Annotated in this window: 9 protein-coding genes; 1 reads left to right on the plus strand and 8 read right to left on the minus strand. The window is 40.1% G+C overall.

Features of this window, described 5'->3' with window-relative positions; all coding sequences use genetic code 11:
• The coding region (locus F6K23_RS39300; protein WP_293166458.1) for a transposase at positions 1-428 on the minus strand (428 nt) is incomplete at its 3' end.
• A 281-nt stretch (positions 429-709) separates the two neighbouring features.
• The gene (locus F6K23_RS39305; protein ID WP_293166460.1) at positions 710-1,756 is read right to left on the minus strand and encodes a hypothetical protein; all 1,047 of its coding nucleotides are present in this window, start codon (positions 1,754-1,756) and stop codon (positions 710-712) included.
• A gap of 103 nt (positions 1,757-1,859) precedes the next feature.
• On the opposite strand from F6K23_RS39305, the gene F6K23_RS39310 reads away from it, so the two are divergent.
• Positions 1,860-2,048, plus strand: coding sequence for a hypothetical protein (locus tag F6K23_RS39310; RefSeq protein WP_293166461.1), 189 nt, complete (start codon positions 1,860-1,862; stop codon positions 2,046-2,048).
• A gap of 491 nt (positions 2,049-2,539) precedes the next feature.
• Here F6K23_RS39310 and F6K23_RS39315 read toward each other — a convergent pair whose 3' ends face one another.
• The 6 genes from F6K23_RS39315 to F6K23_RS39340 form a co-directional block, all read right to left on the minus strand.
• Positions 2,540-3,355 (minus strand): hypothetical protein, encoded by an 816-nt coding sequence (locus F6K23_RS39315; protein ID WP_293166463.1) that lies wholly within the window; start codon positions 3,353-3,355, stop codon positions 2,540-2,542.
• Positions 3,352-5,064 (minus strand): hypothetical protein, encoded by a 1,713-nt coding sequence (locus F6K23_RS39320; RefSeq protein WP_293166465.1) that lies wholly within the window; start codon positions 5,062-5,064, stop codon positions 3,352-3,354. Before F6K23_RS39320 ends, F6K23_RS39315 begins: the two co-directional genes overlap by 4 nt.
• A 62-nt stretch (positions 5,065-5,126) precedes the next feature.
• Entirely contained in the window at positions 5,127-5,828 is a 702-nt protein-coding gene (locus tag F6K23_RS39325; RefSeq protein ID WP_293166467.1) for a hypothetical protein, read from the minus strand.
• Between the two features lie 618 nt (positions 5,829-6,446).
• Complete coding sequence (locus F6K23_RS39330) at positions 6,447-7,535, minus strand: hypothetical protein (protein ID WP_293166469.1); 1,089 nt, start codon at positions 7,533-7,535, stop codon at positions 6,447-6,449.
• Between the two features lie 7 nt (positions 7,536-7,542).
• Positions 7,543-8,424: a hypothetical protein gene (locus tag F6K23_RS39335; protein WP_293166471.1), complete on the minus strand. Its 882-nt coding sequence runs from the start codon at positions 8,422-8,424 to the stop codon at positions 7,543-7,545.
• Between the two features lie 21 nt (positions 8,425-8,445).
• Positions 8,446-9,216, minus strand: coding sequence for a hypothetical protein (locus tag F6K23_RS39340; protein ID WP_293166472.1), 771 nt, complete (start codon positions 9,214-9,216; stop codon positions 8,446-8,448).
• Positions 9,217-9,369: the final 153 nt, after the last annotated feature.

The following is a 9,369-nucleotide window of genomic DNA, read 5'->3' on the forward strand; positions in this document are numbered from 1 at the left end:
TTTACTGGTACAGAGGGTAAAATTTCGTATGTTTTTACTACTCCTATTCTGGGTAGTTGTATGTAGTTTCCTTGGAAAATCTTAATACTTCCTTCTAAGTAAAAACTGTCTTTTCTACCTTTTTTTTTAAAGACTGGAAATCCACGTTTAGGAATAGTGAGAAAGTTTTTAAATGCCCTCTCTAAATCTCTTAATGCTTGTTGTGGGGCACATTTAGATACCTCATAATACCATGGATTAACTGATTTGACTTCCGCTACTAAACGTTTATGCAGGGTGATGGCGCTTGGGCGTTTTTTAGTTTCTTCGTACTCTTTTATGCAAGTTGCTAACCCCCAATTATAAGCATGACGAGCTACTCCTGCGTGTTTGGCAAGTATGGTTTTTTGGTAATTGTTAAGTTTTAACTTAGTTTTAAAAGATTTCATGATTATTGTTTTTGTTGACACTCAAGGGCAATTCTGCTGTTTCATATATAATAAGTTAGACATAAACCTAGTATATCACAGTAAATATCTAATTATGTATCACTTTGTCTAATTATTTTAATACTGTTAATAGCCCTCATAACTCAAATAATTAATGATGCTTTGCTCCGGCTATAATTGTTATATCTAATGAAGCAGGATTGGAACAGATAATCATAAATTTCTATAGATTATCGTAGGTTTCTAAGAACGGCTCGCGAATATAGCAACGTCGGGGTATGTCAACGTTCTTTTTGCGAGGCAGTATACTCTTTCTGTTCAACAGCTTGCTCGACAGTATTAGCAAACTCTAAAAACTTCTTAGTCTCTTCTGGACTCAGATTTTCTTCGACAATATTTCCATCTGCTGAACCTTGAAATACTTCCTCTCCACTTGATTTAGATGTGATAGAAATATCACCATCACTTGTTCTTTCAAAAAAGTAATTAGTAGTCCCGTGATAATCACTTTCTTGGAGGTCAAGAAAATTGTCAACAGCTTCAAGTATTTTTTTATTAGCAGCCTCATTTACTTTCTCAGCAAAAGTCACAAAATCTTCTGTTTGTTCTGCACTAAGTTGGTTTGTTATAGTACCACCCTCATCCACAGTAAACAATTTATTCTCGTTGTCGCCATCACGAGCGCTAATTGATATTTCTCCATTTTCAGACTTTTCTAGTATATAATTAGCAGTTTCATACCGTTCCGACTCTTGCATTGTCAAAAAATTATCTACCCCATCTGCAATAAGTTTATTTTCTGACTGTTCGTAGTCATTCTCTAACTCCAAGGCTTTATTTGTTTCATTATTTCCTTCTAAATCATTGCTTTTTTCTTGGACTTGTTCGCTAAAATCAACAAAATTTTCGGTTTCATCTTGAGTGAATTTAGACTCAATATTTCCTTGTGCATCTTGATGAAAAACTTCACCTCTATCGTCTTTAGTGTTAATTGAAATCTCCCCATCCTCCCTTTCAAGAATATAGTTCTTGGTCTCATAATGATCGGTTTGAAGTAGATTGAGAAAATTATTAATTCCCTCAGCTATAAGTTGATTATTAGAACTATTATCTTCAATTTGCTCTAGCTGATTATCAAAATTAGCAAGTCCCGGATTAATTTCCGATGAGACTTCAAGTTGTGCATCAAAATTTTCTAGCTCCATTTTTTCTTTTTCACTTAGTTCAGGGGTGGTTGATGAAGTTTTTGAGCGTTCATCAAAATCCTGCAACTCTGTGCTTGAATCTAGTATTAAATTAGTCATATCATCAATACTCGTATTATCCATGTCTGCTCCACACGTCGTTTTTATTATTGAAATAGTTCGGAATTTCTTGTCATACCCTGACAACTGTACTAAAATGCAACCAGAATCTTAATATTATTGTTCTATGATAATTTCTAACAAAATTTATACAGTCTGGAAAAGCTGGAGAGACCAATACAAAATAACTCTAACTCCCGTTCCTTATCGTTCGGGTCTCAACTCAAAGCAAGTACATAGATTGAGTTTGGTAATGGCGATCGCTTTGAAATTTATTCTCTGGGCGATCGCTGGGAGGAAATGGTTTGTTTGTTAATTCTCCTTTTCCAAACAGCCTAGAAAATATTATATGTAATTGTTAACTGACCAGGCGTCTTTTTCTTGGTTCCGTCTCTGTGTCAGCATCTTTGAATCTCTAGCTAATCGCAAATTGAGGGCACTCACAGCCGATTGCAACTTGGGTAAAAGCATTCGTACTTCTTCAATAGTTCCATATTTTGCTATGTGGGAAATTGCCCACATTATTTCCTCCGGCTTGATCTCTACTTTTACTTCCATAGGTTTTTCTCTCGTTAACTAACGTTAGTTACAACAGTTCTATATAGTCTGCTCCGAAACATCAATTTTACTAAGTGTTACAGAGCATTTTTAATGTACGCCACATCCTCCCACACCCCGGCAAAACCCACTCCCTAACCCCCTCCCTTGCTACCGTCGTCGGACTACCCGGTTTTAAGGGAGGGGGGACAAGAAGAAGGACACACATAGTTGATTTCAATATTCTCAGATCGACTTTTCATAATTTTTCTAAAATTTGTCACGGCTCCGAATTGGTGGAATCAATCCTCTCAGAAGTGAGGGTTGCTTATCATCAATCGCTTCTGTCGCAGCAGTTTGCAAACCAATCTCAGCAAGCGATTCAATCACAGCAAAAGGTAACTCAGCTCTTTGGGCAGCTTCTAGAAAAGTCACACCATGACGAGCTAAATCTAGAAATTTTTTGATTTTATCGACAACGGGGTCTTTATAAGCTGTGTACTTTCCTTTGAGAGCCTCTACATAACCACGTCGGATATCTAGCAAGCTTGCTTGTCGCCCATCAGCTAAAGTGAGAAGCTCCTCAGTAGGTGGCAAAACTTCTGGCACAATAGCAACTCCATTAGAAACTTGAGGAGTTCTTGTCAAAGAAATAGTTAAATCAAAAGTATAGGTACGCTTCTCATTATTTTGATTAGACGTAACAACCACCAAATTAGTAGGATAAATAGTCTCATAAGGATAATCCTCTTCGCGAACAGACCTTATAGACGGAGTTTCTACCACACCCTTCAACCGCAGAGGTTCAATGGTTTTCAGCACAATTAACGATGCCCGGCCAGTATCCACAGGCAAATCGGTAGAAAATACGATTTGATGTACATCAGCCAGAGAAATAAATTGAATCGTTTCGCCATTCCTAAATTCAATCACACTCTGTCGCCCAGGAACCAAGACTATTTCTGTAGTCTCAGCTAGTGCTTTTGGAGCGTTCACAGTTTCTATAGCGGGAGGTACTGACAAAGCTCGGTTTGACATAATAGCAAAACTTGCAATTGCACCAAAAATGGTTCCTTTCCAATTCATCTCAACCCCCCTTTTTTCGGAACTCTAAACGTCACAAAGCCATTCACGAACAACTGTACTTTTTCTCCCCTACTGACTTGGAAAATTTTTAAATCCTTGGGCTTAGAGTCCAATCGTTCCGTCATCCTTTCTGTTAGAGTCTCGGCTAAACCTTTAATAAATGCTGCCCTTGGTTCTTGCCTATTTTGTTGAGCTGTCGTAGTAGAAGACAATCCTGTAGTTTGTGTTTGTACCTCCTGTTCTGGCTGTGTTATATTATCGGCAGCCTCCGCAATTCCTGCCATTAATCCCACAGCAATATCACTACCCAATCCCGGGCCTGCATCCGAGCCTTTGATTTTTTTAGCAATCAATACGTTACCTTTCTTACCTCGAATTACCAAAGGAGTTGTGGGCGCATCATTATACCCGGAACCTGTTGTAGGAATAGTTTCCTGGCGTCCGTCGGGATGAACAACAGCCACCACAGATTGAAAGACTTGTCCGGCATCAGAGATAAATGACACCGATACAATTAGCTGGCTGCCCTTTTTCAGAGCATGAGTACCATCCGATGCCACCAAAGGCTCTGTTAGCTCCACCAAAAACAATCCATCTGTACCATCGATTTCCTGGTTCCAGTGCAGAGGTACTACTACCCTACCTTGTGCAGTTGTACCAATAGTAACCTCAATATCCTTGTAGCCCGTAAATTCAGAACTCTGATTAATAATGCCTTGCATTCCTGGTGTCAAGCCATCCTTGATTGATTCTCCTACAACAACCGAAGCAATAAGATTATTTGTCGGTGCAATTGCGGGGGTTGGTTTTGCTTGTGTTTGAGGAGTTTCAGATTCAGAAACTACTTCTTTCTCCTCAAACTCCTTTCGCTGAACCTGACCAAGTGCTGCTAGTTCTTTCCAGGCGCTCAGATCGTCAAACTGTTCGGGTTCTGGAGCAGGAGTCGGAGCAGCTCTAGGAATAGGAGTAGGTCTAGGAGCAGGAGCAGTTCTAGGAGCAGGAGCAGGAGCAGCTCTAGGAACAGGAGCAGGAGCAGGTCTAGGAGCAGGAGCAGTTCTAGGCACAGGAGTAGGAGCAGGTCTAGGAGCAGGAGCAGTTCTAGGCACAGGAGCAGGTCTTGGAGCAGCTCTAGGAGTAGGCTTTGGAGTAGGAGTAGACTTTGGAGTAGAGGTAGGCTTTGGAGTAGGTTTTTGAGAAGGAGTCTCCTCAGTTTTTTCAGCCTTTTTAGCAGTCCTAGACCTTTTAGGTTTCTCTTGGTTTTCCTGTAAAGGTGACTGAAGATTCCTCACAGCCACAGCAGCTCTTTCTTTATATAATTCATCTTGCAGTCGCTTAATTTCTTCAGCACTAGCATCAGTCTCTCCTGCTTCATTCGTGGAAGTTTTGGCTATTTGTTTGTTCCCCGTGGAATTGAATAGCATCACAACAAGGGAAATAGCAACTACCACAACAGCAAACAGCCCACCCACAAATACTGTTTTTGCTAGAGGATTCTTGGTAACGTCCGCTCGTGGTTCTCCCCGTATGGGATGATGTAAATCCTCTGGACTCAATAAAGTGTCAGCATCAGATTCTAATTCTGATACCGAGCTTTTTGAAGTGTCCGCGCTTCCTGTGGTATCTGCAAGCTCTTCTATCGACAGACTATCCTCTTCTGTCCCTGAGATAACTTGAGTCCCCTTTTCATCCTGAATTACACTCACGTCCATTCCTCCTTTTAGCCAATCCTATTCTGTATAAAGGTGATTATTAATCGTTGAAACCTCTCACATTAAAAACCATCTTCAACAACACTCGTGACCATAACTTTGTTTCTAAGCAACAACCGCAGACTCTCTCGAAAAGGGCTAGTTTGATCGGCTGGCAATAATACTGAAACCTGTTCTGGTATAGCTTTTAGACTGATACGCCTACTGATAAGAACCTGCCCTTGTTCGCCTCGATTATTGGTCTCAAAGCGTGCAGCAAGAACTCTTACTTCCCACCTACCCGGGGCAATTTCCACAGGCTCAGAAACCTCATAAATAACAACCGAAGACTCTAGAAATCCATCAAGGACTGCCTTTGGAATTATCTGACTTCCCATTAACTTCAGGAATTCGGTGCGAAATCGAGGTTCCATCAAAAAGCTTCCCATATATACTTTTGAAGGAACTTTCACACCCACAACTGATACACCCGCATCCTTCTCACCATTCGGCAATTTATTATCCCACTCAAACATGAACTGGATAAATGATTCAGCCGTAGATTTAAGAACTCCTGGCTCCCGATGTAGTGGCTCTACCTGTACAATGTCGTGTGCAGTACCATCACTCATCTGCACATAAGTCCTGTCCATCGTAGCTAAGGAGCGATTATTCAAAACTAAAATCAAAGCTCCCATAGTACCAAAACACAGGCTACCTGCCAGAAGTAATAAAGCAATCAGAAATTTAGGGGTATCTTTTTCTGGAATAAGAATATTGGCCATGATACTAATTAATAATTAACAATTAATAATTAATAATCAATAATTACCTCTCCTAAATAATTAACAATTAATAATTATCGCTCGCCGGAGCATTAACAATTAAGCACATTACCAAATTAATTACGCTTTTTGTCAGACTGAAATCCTTATACTGTAGGCTCACATCAAATTAGGGTAGGTAAACAATTTTTTCAGCAATTAACAATTAATAATTAATAATTACATCTACCTTTTAGGGAGAGGATTGAGGAACAAAGAAAACAATTTGTTTTTCCCTTCAAGGGGGAATATTAAAACCTGAATCATTGAATTATTCATTATTAATTATTCGGTTAGGGAGCTTAACAATGAATAATTATTCATTATTAATTACAAGGGGAGACTATCTCCCTACACATACGCAACTCAATTATTAATTATTGAACAGAGGCCAACGATAGTTACCACAAATAGTTTGAATGTTTCTAATAGTCAGTAGTCAGAGATTTTAACAGTTTTTTTTGAAACTATCAATTGAATTAAACAGGGATTAAAATCCATTTTTTTACTGCTATTATTGCCACATAAAAAGCTTGGTTTTCTTGGAAAAATAGGCAATTATTAATTATTAATTATTCATTATTTCTGGAATGCTTGCCGGATTCTGCGAGCAAACGCCCGCCCCGCTCCTGATTGAGCTACTACTCTTGTCGTCGCGACTCCCGCTCCCATAGCAAAGCTCCCCACCCCGGAAACAACAGCAGCAGCTTGCTTACTAATAGCTTGGAATAAGGCCACACCACCCATCTGCCCTAGATAGATTGCTAGTACAGGACTAGCAACAGCAATGAAAGCAGCAAAAGCAATATCTCGGAAGCTAGTCCCACCCATATCTTGCCCCGCTGCAACTTGAGCTTTTTTGACAACGATGGCCGTTAGTCCCACAATAATGTTGTAACTGAGCATAGTGGCAAACATCCCCACCATCGCAGAAGCCCAAGCAAAGACAGTTTTACCTGCCACAGGAAGGATACTAATACCTAAAGCTGGTGGAAATAACAGTGCTGTCATCAGTAACGCAGCTTCCATACAATTAATAAATGCCCACTGAATGGCATACAAAAACATCATCAGTAGAGTAACCAGGGCAGAGCGCAAACCATTGGTTAAGGGATTTCCACCCGTAGTTACTTCGGGCACATCAACCCCAGCTTCATCCGCAGCCTCTTCCCTGGCTGGATCTTCCATGCACTGTTGTTGCTCTGCTGGTGGTAGATTCATACAATCCGCGTATATCTCTTGCTCGATCGCCTGTTCGGCATTCTCCTGTCGTATTTCATTTAGGGCAGTTTGAGCATCCAGTGAAGAAGAGCCAATCTGTTGAGTAAGGACAAACTGAACATTGTAAGAACCAATACCGTAAAAGGTTTGCACCACCCCCGCTGCCAAAGTTCCATTCCCTCCAAGCAGACACACTACTATGAGTGGCATAATCAGCAAATCAGCCAAAGCACTCCAACTTTGTTTTTCAAGCAAAGGCTGAATCTTTTCAATAGCTAAGTACAGTAGTGAGATTCCTGCCAGCAATAATCCCAAATCATTCAAGGCTTGCCAGAGAGGACTACTGGAGGAAATAGCTTCACCCCATAGTTCACCCCAAGCTTGAGTGGTGCTTTGGTTTAGTTCGGAACCAAGATTAATTAAGTCACTTCCTGTTAAGTTAGCCATTTTTCACTTACTCAGGTTCCTTGAAAGTGGAAAATTGAGAGCCGTTAGCCAAAGCTCGAATATTGGCAGATTTTTCAACTCGATTTCCAGCATTGCCACCCTGCAAAGTTGTCGAAATATCACTGAGGATTTGATTTCGATAAGCATTATCAATTCGGTTTTGCTGAGTTTCAGTAAATATTGCAGCTTGTTGGGCGGATAAGATGGATAGCTGATTAGATTGAGCTGCCTCTGCTTGTAACTTCAGCCCCATTGCATCTAATTGAAGTCTCTCCAAGTCTTGAGTAACATCCGTACTTTCTCCTTCTGATACCAAAAATTTGCCTTGCTCGGCTAGTTTTTGTGTAGCAGCAGCCAATTCCGCAGAAGTTTGAGTAGTTTGATCTCCAAATTCTATTTTTTCTTTGATTTTTTCCTGAGCGTCCTCTCCCAAAGCTGACGAGGAGGCCACAGCTTTTGCTAGTTTTCCCGTCAGCTCGACACTTGCTTCATTAAGGAGTAGCAAATTATCCTCGACGCTAGATCCTAATTGCATTCCAAAAGTAAAATCTTCAGTCCCAGCGTTTTTTAATTCCTCCAATAATTTATTAGGATCGGGAATATTCATGTCTCCATAAATACCAGAAATCTCTAAATCCGGAAGATTTAATTCGTTCAAAGCATCATCCAAAAAATCATTAGGATCGATCGCCAGTAATTCGGATATAGGGCCAATTAAATCATTGATCTGATCCTCTATTTTCCCTTGTGCATCACTCAGGATATCTTCAGGATTCAATCCCAAGATATCTTCAAAGCTGAAAGAAGCAGCGAATGCAGGTTTTGCAATAGCTATACTTGCTACTGTTGCCCCACTAACTAATAGTTTGAAAATCCGTAGAGTTTTCATCCTTTTTTCTCCTTAAAAATACTACTTTCCAATTTCTTTAATAGAAACACCTCCTCTTAATACCTTGATATAAGCAGCAGCAAAATCTCTGGTTCCTTTAAGAACCCCTACTTGACTCTGAGGATATTGATTGATAAACCTTTGCCTAGCAGCTTTTTCATCCTCAGAATTAGCAACGGCAGCCAGAATCATCGCCCCAGGATAATACCTCAAAGGACTCCAATAGCGATCGCCTACTTTTAACAACCACTTAGTAAAATATTCCGACGCATCAGGATAAAATGCTTCAGTCGCATTAGTTCTGATAATATCGGGGTCATACTCACAGTATTTAACATAAGCGGAAGCTGCTGCTGCCGTAGTTTTTCCTACCATCTCAATAGAAGTATTTTGGAAGATTTTACTGGCAGCAGAGCAAGCAGCAATAGCATTAACATCCTGCAATATCAGCAACCCGGAAATTCCGTCTTTACGACCAGTAGCCCAAATTGTCCCTACCATTTCTGCAAATCCAGGCTTACTCAGCAATACACTCAGCTCATCTCCTACAAACAAACTTCTAGGATGTGACAACCCATTGGTAACACAGGCCATAGCTGCCAACAATGACATAATTTGAGCATTACTGTCATTATTCAACCCCGACAAAGCAAAGATTTTTACCATAGGGTCTGGCGGTATTGTACTAGGGCGACCAATAGCTTGACCAATCTCTGGATCGTCCAGCTTGGCTGAAATTTGATTTGTAATTTGGTTAATTGCCAATCTGTCAATTTCCTCAAAAGATTTCAAGCCCAACTTTTCCTTAGAACAGAAATTAACCCACATTCCGCACTTCAATTTGAATTACAACATACCACAAAAAAACTTGTCTATTTAATTAAGTAGAATTACTTATGGTATTTAGTGACTTCAAGTGAGATCATAAAGCTGATGATCCCATGA

The sequence above is a fragment of the Okeania sp. SIO2C9 genome (genome assembly GCF_010672455.1).
GTDB lineage: Bacteria > Cyanobacteriota > Cyanobacteriia > Cyanobacteriales > Microcoleaceae > Okeania.